Below are 21,460 nucleotides of genomic sequence, written 5' to 3' on the forward strand. Positions count from 1 at the left end.
ATGAACCATAAAAAAGCCCGCACCTTGCGTTTACAAAGTGCGGGCTAAATTCATCTGGCTACTTGTTTAAGTAAGCAGCGTGGAACTCAATGTGTTCATCAATAAAGCTAGAGATGAAGTAGTAGCTGTGGTCGTAACCAGGCTGCATACGTAGATCTAAATCGGCATTGGTTACCTTAGCGGCTTCGACTAATTGCTCAGGTTTAAGCTGTTCAATCAGGAAGTTATCGGCTTCACCTTGGTCGACCAACATTGGCAGTTTAGTGCCTTTGGTTTTTAGAAGCTCAGAGGCATCGTAGTGTTTCCACTCTTCAATATCCAAGCCTAGGTATTGGTTGAAGGCTTTTTGTCCCCAAGGGCATTGCATTGGGTTGGTGATTGGGCTGAATGCAGAGATAGAACGGTAGCTATCTTCGTTTTTAATGCCAATCGTTAGGGCACCATGTCCGCCCATGCTGTGACCAGAAATCGATTTTACGGATGTAACAGGGAAGAACGACTCAATTAATGCAGGGAGCTCTGTTACCACGTAATCGTACATGTGGTAATGGCTGTCCCATGGGGCTTGAGTGGCATTCACATAGAAGCCTGCACCTTGGCCGAGATCGTAATTTTCATCGTCGGCAACACCTTCGCCACGTGGGCTAGTGTCTGGTGCAACAATCGCGATGCCTTGCTCAGCCGCGGCTTTGAAAGCGCCGGCTTTTTGCATGAAGTTTTCATCGGTACAGGTTAAGCCTGACAACCAATACAAAACAGGAACTGGGTTTTCTTTGCTTGCGTTAGGTGGCAAGAAAATCGCAAAACGCATGTTGCAGTCAAGCGTTGCAGAAAAGTGGGTGTATTGTTTGTGCCAACCACCAGCAACCTTTGCTTGGCTAATGTTTTCGAATGTCATCTATTGTGCTCCGTTAGGTTGATGGTTTGGGAGTAAATTTGTCTATATTACATAAAGTTTCACCACCCACCGGGCAGGAGGTGGTGAAGACAGTTTGTTGCTATTCATTTGTAGCTGTGGCCTCGATGCTCGAAAGAATCGAGGCCAAGATGTGTTACTTATCCATGTGTAGAACAGTACGGATAGATTCACCTTTATGCATTAGGTCGAATGCTTCGTTTACGTCTTGCAGACCCATTGTATGAGTGATGAACTCTTGAAGACCAAACTCACCCGCCATGTAACGGTTTACGATTTCTGGAAGCTCAGAGCGGCCTTTAACACCACCGAAAGCAGAACCACGCCATACACGACCTGTTACTAGTTGGAATGGACGAGTTGAGATCTCTTGACCTGCGCCTGCAACACCGATGATTACAGATTCGCCCCAACCTTTGTGACAACATTCAAGCGCTTGACGCATCACGTTTACGTTACCAATACATTCGAAAGAGTACTCAACACCACCGTCTGTCATCTCAACGATAACGTCTTGGATTGGCTTGTCGTAGTTCATTGGGTTGATGCAGTCAGTCGCGCCAAGTTGTTTCGCTAGCTCGAATTTGCTCTCGTTGATGTCAACACCGATGATGCGGTTAGCACCAGCCATGCGAGCACCAATGATTGCAGAAAGACCGATACCGCCAAGGCCGAATACAGCAACGTTGTCGCCTTTTTCAACTTTAGCTGTGTTAAGTACCGCGCCCATACCTGTTGTTACACCACAACCTAGAAGACAAACTTCTTCAAGTGGTGCTTCTTTGCTTACTTTCGCTAGAGAGATTTCTGGAAGTACAGTGTACTCAGAGAAAGTAGAGCAACCCATGTAATGGAAAATTGTTTCGCCATTGATAGAGAAGCGGCTTGTACCGTCTGGCATTAGGCCTTTACCTTGCGTTTCACGAACGGCTTGGCATAGGTTAGTTTTACCAGATTTACAGAACTTACATTCGCCACATTCAGCTGTGTAAAGTGGGATAACGTGGTCGCCAATCTCAACACTTGTAACGCCTTCGCCGATCATCTCAACGATACCGCCACCTTCGTGACCAAGAATTGAAGGGAAGATACCTTCTGGATCGTCACCTGATAATGTGAATGCGTCAGTGTGACAAACACCAGTAGCAACGATGCGAACTAGAACCTCACCAGCTTTAGGAAGTTGTACATCAACTTCTTCCATTTTTAGTGGCTCGCCAGCTGCCCATGCAACCATTGCTTTTGATTTGATATGCGTTTGACCAGGTTTAATTTCGATTGTCATTGGATGTTTCCTATATGTCAGTACAGCGGATAACTGTGCAATTAAATTCAACCCGTTAAGCGTAGTTGAGCTTAATTGTTTCCGCTCTCTCGTTTTGTTGGAGCTAGTATAGGTGTGAGTGCATGTTTTGATAATCCCCTTAAATAGAAAATTATTATTACGTATTTGTAATAATAAGTATGGAGAGCTGATCTGTTTTCCCTGTGATTACTTTATTCGGATCGAGCCGGTTTTTGATGGAGGGCTACTTATTCAAATAGTCGGAATGCATAGTTGTCATTGATGTTTGAGGGGTTGTCTTATGGCGGCTTATATATTAATAACTGATTCGTACGATAGAGTCATCAATACTCATGATCATTACTAACTAATTGAATTTTAAGGATTGAAGCAATGTCGCATAAGCACTCTGTATGCGACGTTTTGTAAGATATCAGAAACAATAGTGTCATTTTTCTCACCTAATCTCCTCGCCAAATTTTGAGTTCTAACTTTTTGGGAAGAGAAAATGAAAAAGAGTACATTGACCGTACTGTCAGGCTTGATAGCAACAGCTTTGGTCGGTTGCAATTCAAGTTCGCCAAGTGATGACAGCGGCAATATGGATAGCGCAGTGCAAGTGGCGTTCATGCCTGATATCCATTTCCATGATGTTTACGGTGATTTTCAGGATGGCTCGTTCGCAGGGTTGCCGAATGCAATCAGTGGTAAGAATGCAACGATCAGAACGATGGAGTCTCAGATGAACTCTACCCGTCTATTCAACGAAAACTATTTCGCGATGATCGCAGCGCTTGATGATGTGGTTGAGCGCGGAGTGAAGTACGTAGCACTGCCGGGGGACTTCAGTGACGACGGTCAGCCAGTACATATGCGTGGATTAGTGAGCATTTTTGACCACTATCGTGACACGTACGGCCTTGAGTTTTTTGCAGCGCCTGGCAACCACGATCCAGTGAGGCCATTTACTATACCTGCGGGTAAGTCGGACTTTTTGGGAGAAGGGGGTAAGAACCAACGTATTTATAGTCGGGGTAAGGAAGAGTGTGTTGGCTATGAAGATGAGTGGACAACCATTCCCGGTGACGGCGATAACCTAGCAACCATCTGTACTGAAGAAGTGCGTGAGTGGGGCTATGAAGAGATCATGAGTATCCTTGGTACTCACGGCTTCTACCCTCAGCAAGATTATCTCTACTTTGAAACCCCTTATAGCAGTGCGCAAGCTCGTACCAACTACAGCTATGAATTAGCGAAAGAAGAAGCAGCTTTTGATAAGCGCATGTACGAGATCTGTTATGAAGGAACAGGTGGTAGTTATAAAGAGAATGGCTACTCAAGTTGTTCTGAAGTGCCGGATACCAGTTACTTAGTCGAGCCAGTCAAAGGCTTGTGGCTGTTGGCCATTGACGCGAATGTTTATCGCCCTAAAGAAAATTCGTCTGATAGCTCTGTAGACGGAAACACGTTTGATGGATCAAGCAGCGCTGGCTACAACATGATGCTGACTCACAAAGAACATGTGATCGATTGGATCTCTGATGTAGTAAAAGCAGCCAAAGAGCAGAATAAGACGCTTGTTTCCTTCTCGCACTTCCCAATGACAGATTTCTACAACGGTGCCTCTGAAGAGATTGAAGATCTGTTTGGTGAAGGAAGCCATCAACTGGCTCGTGAACCAGATGACAATACTAGTCGTACACTTGCTGCAACAGGATTGAATATCCACGTTGGCGGTCATATGCACTTTAACGATACTGGTAAGAAAAGCTTCAATATCGATGGTGTTCAGCACACGCTCTTTAATATCCAAGCGCCATCGTTAGCGGGTTACATCCCAGCTTACAAGCTGCTGAACATTCGCCCTGATAACCAAATCGAAGTTGAAACTGTGGTTATCGATCAAGTTGAACGTTACAACGAACTATTTAGTCACTACGAAGAAGAGCATGAGTACTTAACAGCAAACGCAAGTAATGAGGAAGAAGAAGCTAAGATATGGGATATCAATATTCTTGATTCAAAGAGTTACTATGAACTCACCGACTGGCATATCCGTGAATTAACGCGCTTGCGTTTCCTTCCTAGTGATTGGCCAATCGAAATGCGTGAAATGATCATGCACATGAACGGTGAAGAGATGATGATCATGTCTCAACTAGAAACGCAGTTCACGGTTTGTCAATTAGCTGACAAGTTGGGTTATCCAGTTGAAGGCTGCACTGCAAATGGTGTCGTTGATGAGGAACAGTTCCAGAAAGATTGGCAGGCAGCCAAAGTAGAAGCTGAGGTTTTGGCAACTACTGAGGGGTTAAGCTTAGCTGACTTTGCAGAGTGGAGTGGTGAGCTACTAGCAACCGATTTCTACCGACTACGTAATGCAGACGAACTGGCGTTCCGTGATATCGGTGAAACACAACTACGCCAATACGAACTGCTAAGCCGCGAGCTTGCCGAGTTTGATGGCACAGTGGATTCAGAGCTAGGTGATCTTGGCCAATATACAGTGGGAGAGGTATTCCGCTCTCGTTTCGGTAGCTTGTTCGTGATTCTTGAAAAATTCGCAACAGGCCAAGCAAGTGACCACTTCTTGATTGATATCGACCAGCAAACCCTGACCGATCTTAAAGGTGAAGTGAAGCGCGATATCCTAAGAGGCTCAACGTCTGCAAATTAAGCGCTTTTGCCGATTAGATGATTAGATGATTAGATTGATGAAGGGTCTGCTAGCCACGAATTAGTGGGCTCTTTTTTTGTCTAAGCGTAGGTTTAATCGAGAATTACACCTAAGAATTTTTAAGGTGCATCATAATAATTACTTGCTGAAAATCGCATGAATCGGAAATAAAACTACAATATTCTGAGCGCCGTATTTTATTGTTGTGGACTTAAACATGCTTTTATCTCTCTCGCCTCCTGTGATGCTGTCACTTGCCATTGTATTTGAAGTTGTCGCGACTTCTCTATTGCCTAAAACGCAGTAATTTACTTCTTTGCCCGCGACTGCCGCAGTGCTAGTCGGTTATGGCTTTGCTTTCTATCTGTTGTCTCTCACGGTTCAAACTATGTCTTTAGGTGTGGCATATGCGGTTTGGTGTGGGGCAGGGATAGTGCTAGTCGCAGCGCTGTCTTGGCTGGTCTACGGGCAAAAACTCGATATCTTTGCGATCATCGGTATCGCTTTGATTTTGGTGGGCGTCGTGATTATTAACTTGTTTTCGACGTCGGTGAGTCATTAGGGGCTAACTCGCTTTTGCCCCATTCCGAGTTTGCGTAACAAAATCGTGAAAAATTTAATCTGAAAATTCCCCAACTTTTTCTAATGGTTGTAATATCTATGGACGCGTAACAATAGTGGAACTAATTCAATGAGAGCACCATTTCAGGTACTTATATTCCCATACAAATTTGAAATGGAAGACCCCATATTCCTGATTGCTTGCCGCACAGACAATGGTGAATGGCAGGCAATTTCTGGTGGTGGTGAAGATCATGAGTCTTTGCTTGAAGCTGCAAGAAGAGAATTATATGAAGAAACCTCGTTAACAGGTATTGAGTGGGTTCAACTAGATTCTATGTGTATGTTACCGCGAGTGTTTTATTCTGGTCATGAAGAATGGAGCCTTAACCCTTATGTGATACCAGAATATTCATTCTCAGTGCAGGTTTCGAGTGAGCCACAGTTATCTTCGGAACACACAGAGTTTCGTTGGTGTAAGGCATCTGAAGCGAACGAGCTTCTCAAATATGATTCTAATCGAATAGCTTTATGGGAGTTATCCGAACGACTTAAGCGCCATCCCATAAATAGTTAGAATCGAATCTGTCCATATTTGAGCCAGTGAGACCCGCGCTGGCTCACCTTTACCCCAAAGTGAGTTTAGTATCCAAGTGTGAACAGTGATGATTTGTTAACTTTGCTATACAAAAAGTAATAAGTAAATTCAGCTTTCAAGCTCCGTCAAAACTTAAAAGTCGCTTTGAGTTTTTTCATTTTAGATGATTTACATACCAGTGACTTGGAAGACCTTGCTTGTTTGAGTATTAGATTCAGTAACTCAACTTAGCAGAGCACCAATCTCAAGCTACTTGCGTCTTTGTACAAACGCCTGAATCTCAAGTTCTCTTTTTCTTCGCTCAGAGACCCAGTAAACATCATTGAGGCCAAGGCCCACATCTGCGAATTGGTAAAACAAAGTCTCTTGAATGGTAGTGACTTCCTTCATGCCAATAGAAGCTATTAGTTTGTCCCTTGATGATCTTTCCTGTGCGGGATCGATTTCTTCAATCTGCTCTAATAGAGAAACGATATATTTCATCCCATAAATACAATCACCGTATTTTTCATCTCTTTCTCGGTTACCTTTCCTTAGAATAGATTGTTCACTCTCATTAGATAATTCTTCTAGCCAAGCCCTATTGTAAGAACGGTTGTCACTTTTGTGCTCATCGCGCTCTATAATTTTATAATCGTTATTCAACTTGTCCATTGCTTCATTGAAGTCGGAAAGAAGCCTCTCTAACTTTTGGTTGTTAGAATTACTGATGATTTGGATACCAATGAAAAGAGCTGAGAGCAATGTAAATATAGGAGTCAATACTCCGCCGATATAGTCGCCGAAGTTTGCAAAATCTTCGGTAGTAGCCAAATAGAAATAATCTTTAAACAGTACAATCCAAGGCAGTGTCATCACGGCCAAAATCACTATCAGTCCCACGCTAATAACTAGGATTAAAATTCGATTACTACCCCATTTCTCAATCATACTTTTTTCACCTTGAACATAACTAGTTAATACAATCATATACTTTCTGAGGAGTAACTCTCTGTCGAGACACACAGTTAAGGCATACATCCCAGAAAACTTAAAGGGACATAGTGTTTATGGCACAAGAGGGTAATTCGGTGTTGAACAAGCCCGCTTTCGAGATATGACATGATCACTTGTTCGAATTAAAGTTGTCCGAAGTATGCCCCTGTGAGCAAAGTCGCCAACTCATTCCTGCCCCAAACCTTCTTAGTCCCGACGAACCAGTTACCTAAAGCGTACCGCATTAGACCAAATTATCTTAATCCATTCAGTAGCGTCTTATGCGGAAATTTTCGGCATTTTGCCCTGAAACTCCCTCTCGTTTCACACAACAGTTTGATATGCCTTGAGGTTCACAATTAGTGATAGCAAGATAGACTGAATGCAAACACTGAAAGAACCCGTCTATAAAACATTATGGATCAAGAGTAAGGATAAATTGTGAATCAATTCAAAGAGTATGTTTTAGGGCCATGCTTAGATTCTGAGGGCAATGCTTTGGCACCTCGCAGCGGATGTTCAGAGGTATTTACAAGATACGTGTCTCGTTACTGGGTTACGATTGCTTGTGGTTTTGCCGCTCTCTGCATCAGCTATTACTCAAAAGATCTAATTGGTCATGACTATTTGTATCTAGCAACAAGGCAAGCTGTATCACCTTTGTTTTGGAATATGCTGTTTGTAATCGGAGCTATCTTAATATGTCTGTCATCCCTTAGCTCCATAGTCAGAGTAAAGGTGGCATCTGAATATTTTTTTAATGCAGCTATACGAATCTTTAATATGGCTGCTGAGATTGGTGCGTTGATGTTCGGCGTTTTAGTCGCGATGGTTATAGTCGCTTTAAGTGGTGGTACGATTTCAGCTTGGGGTATGTTAGGTCATTCTATACTTGCAAGTATACTTTTGGGCTATAGCCTTTTTTTAAATATACTTGTGTGGTGGTTCGCCTTATGTACAGAGGACGACAAGTATAAACCACCTTATCTTATTTACATTGAATCAAAGCCTTTGTTGAAGCTTGGGGTGACAGTATTGTCTTTAGTTGTTCTGATTTGCCTTGTTATTGGAACTGAGCCTCATCCCCCAAAGCCATAACAATTGCTCCAGTTTATAAATAAAGAGGTAGGTACGTTGGGTAAGAAGAAGCGCAAAAAGTCCAAATATGACTTAGTTAAGACTCTAAGTCCAATGGCATTTCCTGCCGAGTATGAAGAATTTACAAAGTCTCTTTATACGAAAGCGTGTCAGGGTTCTCGTCACTTATGGGGAGACATCACCAGTTTAGAAGAATTGCGAAATAACCCCGAGCTTAGAAAGCAATTTTACAGTACCGCGAATAAGGGCATGATGTCAGCACAAGATGATATCGTCGCTATAGTTCAGAGTGAAGGTAAACTAGATTTCCCAAAGGAGTTATTGCTTCGAGGAATTGCTGATGCAATAGCATGGCAACTTTTAGGGCACCAACTTGCCCATGCTAGACGTTTTTTCAAATCAACAGCTCAGCCAGATCTTTATAACAGTAATTTTGAGTCAGTGGTATTTGCGGCTCAAGAAACATTGAAAAATAAGCCTGAAGCAGTAACACTCATATCTGACCTAACTTCATTTATACAAGTTGGCGATTTACTTGTATATGAACCAGAAAAAGGTTTAACGATTGCTGAAGTTAAAGAGGGTTCAATGAACGTCAAAATTGGCGATTTCATGAAATTCTACATAGAGTCTGGTTGCGATAGATCTCTCTATTACTTCGCTAAGCAAGAGGGGAAGCAAGCGGTTAAGCAGCTCCAACGGATGGCCCGTCAAGCTAATAGAATGTCTCATGTGACATCAGTTCTTGGTAAAGGTTACGGTGTTGACCCAGATACAAATGAAGAAGTTAGAATACCAGAACCATTCTTCCCAATTGAGACGTGGGACGACAGACTCAACAATGCACTACAACAAGCAAATAGTAAGGGTTGGGCTCTAGATGTTATTGATAACTGCCTTTTCCTTGGAGTATATAAATCAGATCATATGCGAGTTGGTGGACACATTATGTTCAACGCATGGTTTGACGAAATGGGTGGTACTCCCGAATGCCCAAGATCTCTATTGATAGACTGCATGCGCAACCCTTTAGCGCTACCTATATTTAGTCGGAACATTTCTGATGAAGACACGTTCGATGTATTGTTTGGTCGAAAGCAAGTCTGCATGGGAATCTGTATTAAGTCACTACTAAGTGAATGTGAAAAAGCTGGCTACTCTGTAAGATTTGCTACTAGTAAAGAACAAGGTCGCTTGAGTCAAACGGGTAAGCGACCATATAAGCATCAAGGTAAAGTTGTATTCATAGGGAAAGGAAACAAAGAAGTCGTCTTAATGGATGGTATTTTTCTACGTGTTATGTTTCATGGACAAAGCCCAATATCTGTCATTAGAACAATTTTGGAAGATGTTGAAGTAACAACCTAATTAGCAGCTTAAGAGTGATTCGTAACGCGTGGCATTTTTACTATGAAATGTCATTACTATGGATACTTTTTGTTATCTGACACGGATGTGTTTGAGTGTTTGCACTAAATCATTTATGTCCAAAAATGAGTTGCGCTAACTTCCCTCACACCCCAACACAGCCACAAACGCATCCAAATATTGCTCGATAGTTAAATCCGCAGAAACGGGCGGCAGTTCTACGGTAATACACGGTAAGTTTCTTTCTTGGCACCATGTACCGAATGAGCCTGGGGTTTCGTAATCCACGTCTTCCACGAGTGGTAGGTTGAACTGCTTGCCTAGCCAAGTGGCAAGCTCCGATTGGGTTGGGTCATCGACCATGGCGAGAGGTTCGTGGAAAGAGATGACGAATTTTGGCTTACGCTGTTCAATGAGTGTGATGAGGGACTGCACTTCAGGTTCGAGCTGGTTGGCTTGGCCGGTTTTCACTTTTACATCTCTGACTGGTGTGTGGGAGCTCCAGCGATACACGGTGCCGTTTTCTGTCCAGTTTTGAGTTGGGAAGGCGCGGTTCAGATCGACTTGGTTGGCGTTGGCGCGAGTGCCTAATTGATTGCCATCTGGGTTCATCGACAGGATCACATCGTGTCTCAAGTTGGCGGCTGGCAAACTTCTTAGTGCACAAGACAAACCTGCGATAGAAGCGGTTTCGTCACCGTGCGTGCCTGCTAAGATTAGACCTCGAGATTCGCTTTCTACTTGCGCGGGGAAATAGAGCAAGGGTGCGCCCAATACTGACTTTCCATATGTTAGCGGCTTTATTGAAAATGCAGCTCTTTCTGTTCTTGGAATTAAACTCACCTTTATCTCCTGATTGATCAAGTACTATCAAGTATTAACGATTACACAAACTTACTTAAATAAACTAAAGCGTTAAAACTCGTCAACAGTCGCATTGTTAATTTTATTACTTGCTTCAAAGATAGGCTAGGAGAGCAAAAACATATGGATTTTAAGAAACATTCAACGGCTTTACTCATTTCATCTCTATTGACCCCTTTTATCTCAGTAACTGCCGTTGCTGACACATTGCCTGCGGGAACTTCTCTGGCGAAAGAACAACATTTAGTTCGTGCTAACGATGCAGAAGCGGCGACGCTTGACCCTGCGAAAGCAGAAGGCCTGCCAGAAATGCACATTCTACGTGACCTATTTGAAGGTTTAGTGATTCAAGATCGCGATGGCAATATCACCCCAGGTGTTGCACAGTCTTGGGAAACCGAAGACAACCAGACGTTTGTATTCCACCTACGTAAAGACGCGAAATGGTCGAATGGCGATCCGGTGACGGCCGATGATTTCGTGTATGCGATAAGACGCGCGGTCGATCCTAAAACGGCATCGCCGAATGTTTGGTATCTCAAGCTTACTCAAATCAACAACATTGCTGACGTAGCCGAAGGCAAAAAGCCCGTTGAAGAGTTAGGTATCTCTGCAGTCGATAAACACACGGTGAAATTCGAACTCGATAGTAAAGTGCCTTACTTTGTGGCGATGACAGGCCACACATCCATGATGCCAGTGCACAAAGCAACCCTAGAAAGTAGTGACAAGCCGTGGAGCGATCCTAAGCAATTTGTTGGTAATGGTGCATTCGTACTAGATGAGTGGGTGGTGAACGAGCGCATTGAGCTTAAGAAGAACCCGACGTACTGGGACAGTTCAGATACCCACTTAACCGAAGTAACTTATATTCCGTTTGAGAATCAGAATGCCTCGATTAACCGTTATGCGGTGGGCGAGGTCGATATTACTTCGGACGTGCCTACACACATGGCGCAGCAGCTTAAAAGCAAATATCAAGATGCGTTTACCACAGTGCCTCTGTTGTGTACTTACTACTACGCATTCAATACTACGCGACCACCTTTTGATGATGCGCGAGTACGCAAAGCTGTCTCTTATTCTATGATGCGTGACGTTATCACCAATGGTGTGACTCAGGTGGGCAACTTACCGGCTTATACCTTTGCTCATGAGTACACGGCTGGTTTTGATGCGACACAACCTGAATACAGTACTTGGACTCAGAAGGAGCGTGATCAAAAAGCAAAAGAGCTACTGAAAGAAGCGGGCTACGATGCGTCTAATCCGTTGGACTTCAAACTGCTTTACAACACCAGTGAATCGAACAAGTCCATAGCAGTGGCGATTGCATCAATGCTGAAAGGCAACTTAGGTGCACAAGTTGAGCTTGAAAACCAAGAGTGGAAGTCTTACTTGGTGTCACGTCGCCAAGGTGATTTCGATGTAATGCGCGCCTCTTGGTGTGGTGACTATAACGAAGCATCAACCTTCTTGAGCCTATTGCGTTCTGGCTCTTCAGGTAACTTTGCTCGCTACAACAATGAAAAGTACGACGCAGCAATGGATAGCGCACTAGCCGCAACCAGCGAACAAGATCGCCAAGGTTTCTACGACCAGGCAGAACAGTTACTGGCAGAAGACATGCCGATCGCGCCAATTTACTACTACATGCAGGCTCGTCTAGTACGACCAAGTGTTGGTGGTTTTGCGAAGAACAATGTAGAAGGGCGTATCTATTCTAAGGATCTCTACATCAAAGAGTAATTGCGTTTGATTCACGCGGCGACACACCGCTAAGAACATGAAATAAAGAAAAGGGACGTTGATCATAAATATCTGATCAACGTCCCTTCGTCATTAATCTGTAACGGTAAGCGCAAAAAACTGAAACCTGATTGAAGTATTTTTCACTTTTATTTCAATCAGGTGAAGCCATGTTACCCCCTCTACGTGCCCTTGTTGCGTTCGAAGCTGTTGCCCGCCTCGGTTCTATTGGCGCTGCTGCGCGCGAGCTTTGTGTTACCCAAGCTGCGGTGAGTCAGCAGCTTAAAAGTTTAGAAACCTTTCTCGATACCACATTGTTTGAGCGAAGCTCCAAAGGCGTAAAGCTGACGTCAGCTGCCCAGCACTATCAACCGATTGTTGCGGGTTCATTAGCACACCTGAAATTACAGACTCAAATCCTCTTCGGGGAAAAAGAAACCGACGTGCTCAGCTTGCGCGTAAATCACACCTTTTGTCATAACTGGCTGTTACCTCGCCTGCCATCCTTTTATAAGAAATACCCTTTTATCAGGCTCGATATTCAGCTGGTGGACTGGCCATCAACCAACCCTTGTCAGAATGTCGATATCGAGCTGACCAACGGCAAGGTTGAAAGCGAAGACACCCATTGCGAGCGACTGTTTCAAGAACATTGGCAGTTGGTGTGCAGCCCTCAATTCAAATCCGAGCATCAAGAGTTACTCAGCAAGCATGACTTTGCAGCTCTGCCGACGGTTCAGGTGAAAGGCTACCGAGAGAACTGGCTGCAATGGCTTGGGCATAACCAATTCGAGATGACATTACCTAAGGTTCTGCTCGAAGTGAGTAACTCTCTGCATGCCTTAGAAGCGGTCAAACATGGCATTGGAATGTTGCTGGTGCGTTCGCTCGCGGTGTCCGAATTACTCAAGAAAGAAGATCTTGTACTAGCAAGCGAATCCTCGATGCCTGCCGAATCTGCGCATTATCTGATTACTAAGCACAGTCGCAGCGCCAAGGTGAATTTCTTCTGTGATTGGCTTTATCACCAGATGGAAGACGGTGAACTGGAGTAAAGATTTTCTTATGGATAGCCATAAAAAAAATGAAGGGCGCTCTTACTAACCTGTCATAAAAAACACTTAGTTTAACCGCATACAAATAAGGACGAGGTCACTATGAGTGCTTTCTCACAACCAATGAAAAACCGCTTAAAGGTACTGTTATTTACCGCACCGTTGTTGGTGCCACTGTTTACTTTTTGGCTCGTACCATTTGGTTATTCAATTTATATCAGCTTCACCGATTGGGATTACATCTCGCCAGATTATTCGTTCATCGGTTTAGAAAATTACGAGTACATGGTTGAGGACTATGAGTTCATTCAAGCAGTACTCAACACGTTTTGGTTCTCTGTCGGAGTGGTGATTCCAACCATCATTCTTGGGCTTGTGTTTGCGATGTTGTTGCACAAAAACTTCAAGGGCAGCCAGTTCTATCGTGCGGTGATCTTCTCTCCTTGGATCACGCCAACGGTCGCGGTGTCGATTGTGTGGTCTTGGGTGTTCGAGACGAAGTCAGGCTTGGCCAACCACTTATTAGAGTCGGCAGGGTTTAGCGCAATTCCATGGTTAGAGAACGGAAACACAGCCTTGATTGCGGTGATTATCGTGACGGTTTGGCAGGCGATTGGTTGGACAATGCTGTTTTACATCAGTGCGCTCAACAAGATTCCAGAGTCACTGTATGAGGCTTCTTTGATCGATGGTTGCAGCAGCTTAACGCGCTTTTTGAAGATAACGCTGCCGCTGATTTCCCCAACTACATTCTTCTTGGTGGTGGTCAACATTATTACGGCAATGCAGGCATTCGATCAGTTCCAGATATTAACGCAAGGCGGCCCAGGCGGAGAGACTCGTACCTTGTTGTACTTGTTCTACCAACAAGCGTTTGAGCGTTACGAAATGGGACCTGCGGCCGCAACATCGTTAGTGATATTCCTGATTACTGGATTGTTGGCACTTATTAATACCTACATCGGCAAGCGCTGGGTGTACTACTAGTCGATTTTTGAAAGGACAGAATTATGACCACGCAAGTATTGGATGCCAATCAAGTATTGAATCAGAACGCAGCGAAAACCAAAGTTAGCCCCCAAACCATAGCGACCAAATCAGAGGTTGTGTCAAAGAAAGCCTCAGTGGATCGTAGTTCGTTCCTCGCACTGGCTAAGCACCTGTTCTTAGCAACCTGCGGAACCATTATGGTATTCCCGTTTCTATGGATGTTGTCTGGTTCGCTGAAAAGCAACGATGAGATCTTTGCTAACCCACTGGACTTGATTCCAGAGCAGTTTCGCTGGGAGACCTTTGTCGAAACCTTTCACAGCGCGCCGTTTGGCTTGTACATCTTCAACAGCTTTAGTGTGGCTTTGTTCACGACCCTATTGGTGATTGTGAATTCGGCGATGTTTGCATACGCGTTGACTCAGCTGAGGTTTCGCTCGAAGACGCTGCTCTATTTCGTCGTGATGGGTTGTTACATGCTGCCGGGCGCAGTGACTTACATTCCGTCTTACATCACCTTGGCAAAACTGGGTTTGTTAGATTCACACATGGGATTGGTGGCGTCGAACGCGGCATCAGTTTTCGGAGTGTTCTATCTACGCCAAGTGTTTATCAAGGTGCATCCGTCGCTGATTGAAGCGGCAAGAATTGATGGTGCAGGTGAGCTCAAAATCTTATGGGCAATCATCTTACCGCAATGCCGAGCAGCAGTCGCAACATTGTTCCTCATCACTTTTATTACCAATTACAACAGCTACATGTGGCCTAGCTTGGTTATCACCACTCAGGAACTTAACCTGATTGCGACCGGGATTCGTCACTACTTTATTGCCGAAGGTAACTATGGATTGAACTGGTCGCAAATTATGGCGGCGAGCACCATTGCAGTATTGCCTTTGTTAATTCTATTCGTCATTTGTCAAAAGACGATTCTTTCAGGTATCGCCGATAACGGCGTAAAAGAGTAAACGGAAATGAAATTAAAAACTCTCGCACTAGTGTGTGCTGGCGCAGCAAGCGCGTCTATGTTCTCTAGCAGTGTTCTTGCCGCAACCGAAGTTAACTTTTGGTATTCCGGTGGTACTAAGCCACAGCAAATGATGACTAAGCTCATCGAAGAGTTCAACGCCAGCCAAGATGAGTATGTGGTGAAGCCTGCATTGCAAGGTAACTACACGGAAACCTACCAGAAGCTGCAAGCTGGTTTAGCGTCGAAAACGGCACCTGAACTTGTGCTATTAGATTCAGGTCGTGCGGAAGCGATGCACGGGCGTGGTCTGAGCCGTGACCTAACGCCGTTTATGGATGAAGAGTTCAACTTCTCTGATTTCATTGGCGCGTTTAAAGATCAAGTGACGGCAGACGATGGCACCATCATTGGTCTACCTGCTTACGGTACAACTCAAGTGTTCTACTACAACAAGCAGGTGTTGGCTGACAACGGCTTTACCGAGCAAGACCTAAACACATGGCAAGGTGTAGCTAAGGTCGCAGAGAAAGTCACACAGCGTGACGACAAAGGTAACGTGACCTTCTACGGCTGGGAGCCGATGTGGGGTCAAGACAACATGATTGACGCGGCTTTCTCTAACGGCGCTAAGATCATCAGTGATGACGGTAAGAAAGTGCTGATTGACTCTCCTGAGTGGGTTGAGGTGTGGGACAGCTTCCGTAAGTGGATCCATGATGATCAAATCATGCGAATTCACTACGGTGGTCAAGGCTGGGAATACTGGTATAAAACCATTGATGACGTGATGAAAGACAACGCACTGGGTTATACAGGTTCATCGGGTGACCAAGGTGACTTGGACTTCACTAAGCTTTCGGCAACCACACAACCGGGTTGGGGCTCAAACCCTTCTGCACCACAAGCGGGTGCGCTGGTTTATGTAATGCCAAAAGGTACAGACGAAGCAGCAGCGAAAGGTGCATTTGAGTTTGTCGAGTTCTACACCAACGCGAAAAACACGGCAGCATGGTCGATGTTTACGGGCTACATCCCTGTGCGCAACAGTGTTTCTGAAGTTCCAGAATACCAAGCGTTCACCAAAGACAACCCACAAGCTCTGATTCCGTTGAAGCAAGCAAACACGGCGACCAAAGATTTCCTTGACCCTACCAACGGTAAGATCATGGATGCGCTGAAAGTAGCTGCGGACCAAATTCAAATCCAAAACGTGCCAGCTGACAAAGCGCTAAAACAAGCGGCTAAAAAAGCACAACGTGCACTAGACCGAGCGAATCGTTCTTAATCTGCAAAGTGGATTAACACTATCTTTGCACGCATCAAGGCCCATCTATTCGGGTGGGCCTCTTTTTGATCCAGTCCTTCAATTAGGACGAATTTGGTGAAGACAATGACCCAATTTCAAGGTGAACTGCCGTTTGGCAGAGTACGTATCCCCTTTGATGTACCAGCAGGTTCTCACTGCGTAACCATTACTGGTACGACGGTGAAAAAAGGATTCTTATACGCTGCGGCATACGATGCCAACCAAGCATTTCGTGGCAAAGTGCTATTTGAAAAGGCGCACAAGTCACTCTCTATCCAACCGAAAAACTCTGGTTTAGGTGCGATTGATGGTGCGATTCCATCAGGTGAGTGGTTCTTAGAACTTTACAATCTTGAAGGTGAGTTTCGCACCGAGCGTGCGATGCAGTATCAAGTCGATGTACTTTGCTCTGATGAGTCAGTTAATAGCGATGCTGAGTTAGAACTGACTCCAACGGTGACAAGTGATCACGATATCGAGTTTGATTACAGCCATATGCTGAGTTCTGATTCTCGTTGGTATCGCGGCGATTTACACGCTCACACTCAGCTTTCTGATGGTCACAATACCTTGGCCGCGGCCAAAGATATTGTTGAATCACAAGTGCTCGATTTCTTCTTCTTCACCGAGCACAACATCTGCCAGCCTAAGCTGCCTGTATCAAACCAATGTTTGTTTTTACCAGCGTTAGAAGTCACGACCGATCTCGGGCATTTTAATGTGCATGGCCCGGTTAAGTCTTTAGACCTTAGAGACGTTGAGCACAGCAGCCAAGCGACGATGGAAGCAGGATTGAACTTAGCTAAAAGTGGACACAGTTCCCTTGGCATTAATCACCCGATGATGAAGCCGTGGCATTGGCATTACGATCAAGTGGATCTTAGCCAAGTGTCCACGTTTGAAGTGTGTTGTGACCCAACGTGGTCGACCTCGCCAAAAGCGACCGAAGAGGCGTTATTAGTTCTCAATGAAATGTGGAATTGTGGCCAACGCATTACGGCGATTGGCGGCAGTGATTCACACCTTGAACCCCATGAACGCAATCCAAAATCGGATGAGCCCTCTATCTATGGTGACCCATCAACCTTCGTTTACAGCCATGGTTTGAGCGGCGAAGGCATCTTGTCTGGTTTGCGTAATGGGCAAGTTTACCTAGAGCGCCGCTGTGGCCTGAAGTTTGACATCAACTTAGGCGACTTGCTACCGGGTAATGACTCTCAAGGACAGGCACTTAGTTACCGTATTGCAGTTACTGATTCAGAAAACCCTTACTACGCTGAGTGCGTGGTCGATGGCGAGATTATTGACCGAATCGTTTTGAGTGATGAGCTACAAAGTATCCATATTGATGAAGGCTACCGTTGGTGTCGAGTGGATATCCGTCGTGGAGAACTTTCTTCTGCATTAATCAACAGCCCTCAACCCGTATCTGACAAACGTGAGTTTGAAGGCTGCATCAATGCCGTATTCGACGGCAAACAACCAGAATTTAACCAACCCCTAGTGCGTACTTGGGGAGAACTAATGGAGCGAATGAGCCGTGATGAAGTTTAAGGCGATGTTATTTGATAAAGACGGCACATTGATAGAGTTCCACAAGATGTGGCTCAACGTTTCTCGTGGTGCTTGTGAGCGTGTGAAATCTTACAGTGACCAGCATCAGGGTAATCAAACTGTCACACGTGCTGAGTTACTCTTGGCTATCGGCGTGGAAGGTGATGTGGTTGATAACTATGGACTATTAGCCTCAAACCCAGTGGAAGATACCGCAACAGCGTGGTTCAACATGCTGCAACCTAATGTCTCGCTCGCTGAGTTCACTAAGGTGACCAAAGCCGCTTTCAATGACGAAGTGGAAGAGAACCCAAGCTGGATTGAAGCACTACCAGGTGTGGCTGAAAAGCTTGGCCTGTTTAAGCAGCAAGGCATGATTTTAGGCATCGCGACCGCAGACACCAAAGACTCGACCATCTACACACTGGAGCAATCGGGTTTGAGCGAGATGTTCGATTATGTTGGTTATTCTGATGGCGATATCGAACCTAAACCAGCGCCCGCACTACTCAATGCCTTCTGTGAGCAATGCGGTATTGAGCCACATGAAGTGATCATGTTTGGTGACACGGTTTCAGATATGGAATTTGGCCGCAATGCAGGCGCAAGCAATGTCGGTGTTCTGACGGGGACTGCACAACACAGCGAGTTAGAGCCAGTGGCGGATCTGGTTATCGCATCAGTCGCCCATTTTGAGCTCAACCAACTGTAAGAACGTGGCTAAAACGTCCGCGACAGATTGCAAAGATAGTATTTAACGAATTGATTTAAGGACAGGTTATGGCTGAAGTCACACTGAGAGGGGTAGAAAAAACCTACCCAAATGGTTTTAAGGCTGTGCACGGTGTCGATCTGAATATTCGCGAAGGTGAGTTCATGGTGTTTGTTGGGCCGTCTGGCTGCGCAAAATCCACGACACTTCGCATGATCGCAGGCCTTGAAGATATCTCAGAAGGTGATGTCTACATTGGCGATAAGCGTGTGAATGAGCTGCCACCTAAAGATCGTGGCATCTCCATGGTGTTTCAGAACTACGCGCTTTATCCGCATATGTCGGTGTACGAAAACATGGCTTTTGGCCTTAAACAACAGAAGCTGCCAAAGCACGAAATCAATGAACGTATTGAAGATGCAGCCAAGACTCTGGATATCGAACACCTGCTGAACAACAAACCGGGTGAAATGTCCGGCGGTCAAAGGCAGCGCGTTGCTTTAGGTCGCGCGATGGTGCGTAAGCCAGATGTATTCTTGTTTGATGAACCGCTGTCTAACTTAGATGCCAAGCTGCGTGTGTCGACTCGTGTCAGCATTGCGCAGCTGCACAACAACCTGAAACAAGAAGGGCAAAACGCCACCATGATCTACGTGACACACGATCAGGTGGAAGCCATGACCCTTGGCGATCGCATTTGTGTATTGAATCAAGGCGAGATCATGCAAGTCGATACGCCGATGAATCTTTATCAGTACCCAGCCAATAAGTTTGTCGCAGGCTTTATTGGTTCGCCAGCCATGAACCTTATCAAGGTGAGAGTAGATGAGATTGACGGTGTAATGAATGTAGTATCAGAAAGTGGAGCACGCTGGACGCTGCCACAAGACAAGCAAGCTATCGCTCAAGAGAAACTCGGTGAGTGGTTGTGGTTTGGCGTTCGTCCTGAGCACATTCAACTGGCTAATCACGATGCGCCGCTGGCGGAAGTGAATACTCAAACGCACAGGCTTGATGTGGTTGAGTCGATGGGTAATGAGCTGTATCTCTACTTTAAACTCGGTGCAGATAAGCTGGTGGCTCGCGTGCCTTTTGATGCGGATCGCACGGCAAACAGTGGTGAAGAAACGGTGCTGCATTTCAACACCAGCCAATGTCACCTGTTCGATTTAGAAACCGAAGAGACGCTCGATCCTAAGAGCTGATTCTGTTGATCCTACGAGTTGTTTTGTAAAAAGAAATCCCCATTCGTTGACTAGACGAATGGGGATTTTAGTTACTAGGGGTAGTTACTTTATCAATAGTGAACATTCACTAATTTATTGATTATTTAGATAACCTTTGGTTTTAAATAATCTTAGGTTTTAGATAGCCACCATAGTCGCGGCTTTCTTCATTGCTTCCTTGGTTGAACACTCAATCACGTTCGCGTTAGCAAAGCGGTGAGCGTCTTTCACTTGAATATCGTGAGCCAAGATAACCAGTCTTGCGTTCGCTACGTCTAGGTCGCTGATGCGGTTCTGAATACCGTTTTGACCTTGAGTTTCTACCTTAATCTTAAGGCCTGCGGCTAAGCCTGCTTTCTCTAGTGCTTTCGCTGCCATGAAGGTGTGTGCAACACCAGAAGGGCAACATGTTACTGCTACGATGTCGTACTCGCCTTCGCCTGCTACAGGAGCTGCTTGAGCTTGTACTGGTGCTTCAACCATGTCTTCTTCTGTTTCTACCGCTACCGGTTTCCAGAAGCCTACGATAACGGCTGTGGTTAGCGAGCCAAGCGCAATACCGACGACGTACATTGGAATGTTGCTTGATACTGGCGCCGTGATTAGACCGCCCCACGGTGCGTGCAGTAGAACGTCTGTCATGAAGCCGAATACACAGCCCACGATACCACCGGCAACGATTGAAGGAAGTACGCGCATTGGGTCATTCGCTGCAAATGGGATAGCCCCTTCAGAGATACCGATAGAGCCCATGATTGCTGCTGCTTTACCTGCTTCTTGCTCTTGTTTAGAGAACTTGTTTTTGAATAGGAAAGTCGCCAGAGCCATACCTAGAGGTGGAGTACAAATCGCGATGCCAACGCCGCCCATTAGCCAAGGTTGTGTGTCTACTTGAGTTTGGGCAAATAGGGTCGCGACTTTGTTGATAGGGCCGCCCATATCAAACGCCGTCATACCGCCAAGGATTGTGCCCAGAACTATCTTAGATGCACCAGCCATTGAAGCTAGGAACTCGTTCATTGAAGACATGAACAGTTTAATTGGCTCACCGATGCCCCACAGTACGATACCTGCAGAGATTAACGTACCTAGAAGCGGGTAGATGAAGTACGCACCTAGTGCCGTCATGTTTGCAGAAAGTGGGATCTTCTTAAGTTGGAACACCACGCCACCGGCGATAAAGCCTGCCACGATACAGCCAAGGAAACCGCCGCCCATGTCAGCCATGATGCCAGAAGAGATCATTGCAGGTGCTAGTGCTGGTTTATCTGCAATGGAGTAACCAATAAAGCCGCCAAGAATGATTGGGAAAAGAACAAGGCCTTTGATACCGATATTAGAGATGTCTGCCAGCAAGCCGTCTGCTGGTACGGCACCTTTGCCTGATGCCATTACCGCTAACGCCAACAGAACACCACCGGCTACGATGAAAGGCAGCATGTGTGAGGTTCCGAAAAGCAGGTGGCCTTTCATGGTACTAAGGAGTTTTTTAAAGTCGCTACTACTGTTTTTATTATTAGTATTCGTAGCTTGAGTTGTTAGGGTGCTCATAATTT

The 21,460-nt window shown here is 45.3% G+C and carries 17 protein-coding genes and 1 pseudogene; 13 read left to right on the forward strand and 5 right to left on the reverse strand.

Annotated elements, in window-relative coordinates:
* Window positions 1-58 precede the first annotated feature (58 nt).
* Both fghA and AB4323_RS04875 read right to left on the reverse strand, forming a co-directional pair.
* The gene (gene fghA, locus AB4323_RS04870) at window positions 59-898 is read right to left on the reverse strand and encodes an S-formylglutathione hydrolase (protein ID WP_372151803.1); all 840 of its coding nucleotides are present in this window, start codon (window positions 896-898) and stop codon (window positions 59-61) included.
* 154 nt (window positions 899-1,052) lie between these two features.
* Complete coding sequence (locus tag AB4323_RS04875; protein WP_017061634.1) at window positions 1,053-2,201, reverse strand: S-(hydroxymethyl)glutathione dehydrogenase/class III alcohol dehydrogenase; 1,149 nt, start codon at window positions 2,199-2,201, stop codon at window positions 1,053-1,055.
* Between the two features lie 508 nt (window positions 2,202-2,709).
* Between AB4323_RS04875 and AB4323_RS04880 the strand changes: the two genes are divergently transcribed.
* The 3 genes and pseudogenes from AB4323_RS04880 (at window position 2,710) to AB4323_RS04890 (ending at window position 6,016) form a co-directional block, all read left to right on the forward strand.
* The gene (locus tag AB4323_RS04880) at window positions 2,710-4,878 is read left to right on the forward strand and encodes a metallophosphoesterase (RefSeq protein WP_102332236.1); all 2,169 of its coding nucleotides are present in this window, start codon (window positions 2,710-2,712) and stop codon (window positions 4,876-4,878) included.
* Window positions 4,879-5,095: 217 nt separating this feature from the next.
* Window positions 5,096-5,440, forward strand: a pseudogene (locus AB4323_RS04885) (DMT family transporter).
* A 129-nt stretch (window positions 5,441-5,569) separates the two neighbouring features.
* Entirely contained in the window at window positions 5,570-6,016 is a 447-nt protein-coding gene (locus AB4323_RS04890) for an NUDIX pyrophosphatase (RefSeq protein WP_231900081.1), read from the forward strand.
* Window positions 6,017-6,286: 270 nt separating this feature from the next.
* On the opposite strand, the gene AB4323_RS04895 is transcribed toward AB4323_RS04890, so the two are convergent.
* Window positions 6,287-6,967, reverse strand: coding sequence for a hypothetical protein (locus AB4323_RS04895; protein ID WP_102308706.1), 681 nt, complete (start codon window positions 6,965-6,967; stop codon window positions 6,287-6,289).
* Window positions 6,968-7,453: 486 nt separating this feature from the next.
* Here AB4323_RS04895 and AB4323_RS04900 point away from each other — a divergent pair, with 486 nt between their 5' ends.
* Both AB4323_RS04900 and AB4323_RS04905 read left to right on the forward strand, forming a co-directional pair.
* A complete protein-coding gene (locus tag AB4323_RS04900; RefSeq protein WP_102385568.1) occupies window positions 7,454-8,110 on the forward strand; it encodes a hypothetical protein in 657 nt (218 codons plus the stop codon).
* A gap of 36 nt (window positions 8,111-8,146) precedes the next feature.
* On the forward strand, window positions 8,147-9,478 hold the full coding sequence (locus AB4323_RS04905) for a hypothetical protein (RefSeq protein ID WP_372043737.1): 1,332 nt from the start codon (window positions 8,147-8,149) through the stop codon (window positions 9,476-9,478).
* 135 nt (window positions 9,479-9,613) lie between these two features.
* Here AB4323_RS04905 and mpaA read toward each other — a convergent pair whose 3' ends face one another.
* Window positions 9,614-10,312 carry a murein tripeptide amidase MpaA gene (gene mpaA / locus AB4323_RS04910; protein ID WP_372151844.1) on the reverse strand — a complete coding sequence of 233 codons (699 nt, stop codon included), beginning with the start codon at window positions 10,310-10,312 and terminating at the stop codon, window positions 9,614-9,616.
* Between the two features lie 153 nt (window positions 10,313-10,465).
* Between mpaA and AB4323_RS04915 the strand changes: the two genes are divergently transcribed.
* From AB4323_RS04915 to AB4323_RS04950, 8 genes are all read left to right on the forward strand, one after another.
* Window positions 10,466-12,091 (forward strand): ABC transporter substrate-binding protein, encoded by a 1,626-nt coding sequence (locus tag AB4323_RS04915; protein WP_372151805.1) that lies wholly within the window; start codon window positions 10,466-10,468, stop codon window positions 12,089-12,091.
* 170 nt (window positions 12,092-12,261) lie between these two features.
* Window positions 12,262-13,146 carry a LysR substrate-binding domain-containing protein gene (locus AB4323_RS04920; protein ID WP_046224776.1) on the forward strand — a complete coding sequence of 295 codons (885 nt, stop codon included), beginning with the start codon at window positions 12,262-12,264 and terminating at the stop codon, window positions 13,144-13,146.
* A 102-nt stretch (window positions 13,147-13,248) separates the two neighbouring features.
* Window positions 13,249-14,133: a carbohydrate ABC transporter permease gene (locus AB4323_RS04925; protein WP_017074494.1), complete on the forward strand. Its 885-nt coding sequence runs from the start codon at window positions 13,249-13,251 to the stop codon at window positions 14,131-14,133.
* Window positions 14,134-14,156: 23 nt separating this feature from the next.
* Complete coding sequence (locus tag AB4323_RS04930; protein ID WP_372151807.1) at window positions 14,157-15,104, forward strand: carbohydrate ABC transporter permease; 948 nt, start codon at window positions 14,157-14,159, stop codon at window positions 15,102-15,104.
* A gap of 6 nt (window positions 15,105-15,110) precedes the next feature.
* Window positions 15,111-16,391, forward strand: a complete 1,281-nt coding sequence (locus AB4323_RS04935; protein WP_372151809.1) for an extracellular solute-binding protein — start codon at window positions 15,111-15,113, stop codon at window positions 16,389-16,391.
* Window positions 16,392-16,496: 105 nt separating this feature from the next.
* Complete coding sequence (locus tag AB4323_RS04940; protein ID WP_372151811.1) at window positions 16,497-17,966, forward strand: CehA/McbA family metallohydrolase; 1,470 nt, start codon at window positions 16,497-16,499, stop codon at window positions 17,964-17,966.
* A complete protein-coding gene (locus AB4323_RS04945; RefSeq protein ID WP_372151846.1) occupies window positions 17,956-18,678 on the forward strand; it encodes an HAD family hydrolase in 723 nt (240 codons plus the stop codon). The genes AB4323_RS04940 and AB4323_RS04945 overlap by 11 nt, the downstream gene beginning before the upstream one ends.
* 68 nt (window positions 18,679-18,746) lie before the next feature.
* Window positions 18,747-19,883, forward strand: a complete 1,137-nt coding sequence (locus tag AB4323_RS04950; protein WP_372151813.1) for an ABC transporter ATP-binding protein — start codon at window positions 18,747-18,749, stop codon at window positions 19,881-19,883.
* A gap of 159 nt (window positions 19,884-20,042) precedes the next feature.
* Here the strand turns inward: AB4323_RS04950 and AB4323_RS04955 are convergent, their stop codons facing one another.
* Entirely contained in the window at window positions 20,043-21,455 is a 1,413-nt protein-coding gene (locus AB4323_RS04955; protein ID WP_372151815.1) for a fructose-specific PTS transporter subunit EIIC, read from the reverse strand.
* Between the last annotated feature and the right edge of the window lie 5 nt (window positions 21,456-21,460).

It is taken from the genome of Vibrio sp. 10N.261.52.C11, from assembly GCF_041471405.1.
In the GTDB taxonomy this organism is placed as follows: Bacteria; Pseudomonadota; Gammaproteobacteria; order Enterobacterales; family Vibrionaceae; genus Vibrio; species Vibrio crassostreae_C.